The 616-nt window shown below is 52.3% G+C and carries 1 protein-coding gene and 1 pseudogene; one reads left to right on the top strand and one right to left on the bottom strand.

Going from position 1 to position 616, the window contains the following annotated elements; genetic code table 11:
- Positions 1–109: pseudogene (locus ACUHMQ_RS20975) on the bottom strand (IS5/IS1182 family transposase); the annotation flags it as partial.
- Positions 110–357: 248 nt separating this feature from the next.
- On the opposite strand from ACUHMQ_RS20975, the gene ACUHMQ_RS20970 reads away from it, so the two are divergent.
- Positions 358–616, top strand: a 259-nt coding sequence (locus ACUHMQ_RS20970; RefSeq protein ID WP_445297379.1) for a transposase, incomplete at its 3' end; no start/stop codon positions are given.

Genomic DNA, 616 nt, shown 5'->3' with positions numbered 1-616 from the left:
CGTATAGGTCGACTCGGCGAGGACTGGTTTTTTTACGGGCGTTTTCCAGCAAAGGGCGGATGGCTTCGAATTGTTCGCGACTGATATCGCTGGGGTAAGGGGTTCTCATTGGGCAAGCATCGCCGGTTTGGGGCTAGATGAAAAGACTTTGAACAGGTTCTAAGAACCAGTTCAAAGTCTGCTGTGCGTCAGCGATAACGCGTTGAAAACGCCCTCGGAATGCTCATTGACCACTTGTAGACTCTGCTTCCTTGGGTGTTTTCGCCTTGTCTTGCTCTAGCTCGCGAGACTTTAGACAGGCTCTTAGAACCTGTTCAAAGTCTTTTCATCTAGCCCCAAACCGGCGATGCTTGCCCAATGAGAACCCCTTACCCCAGCGATATCAGTCGCGAACAATTTGAAACCATTCGCCCACTGCTGGAAAGTGCCCGTAAGAAAACCTGTCCTCGCCGAGTCGACCTATACGACGTATTTTGTGCCGTCCTCTATCTACTCAAGAGTGGCTGCCAGTGGCGCATGTTGCCCAGCGAGTTCCCAAAGTGGCGTACCGTCCACGCCTACTTCAGCATCTGGAGTGAACCCCGTAAGGACGGTAGCCTGCTGACACAGGCATTAA

Source organism: Chitinimonas violaceus, assembly GCF_052601015.1.
Note: the sequence above shows the minus strand (reverse complement) of the source record. Positions and strands in the feature narration are given on the sequence as shown.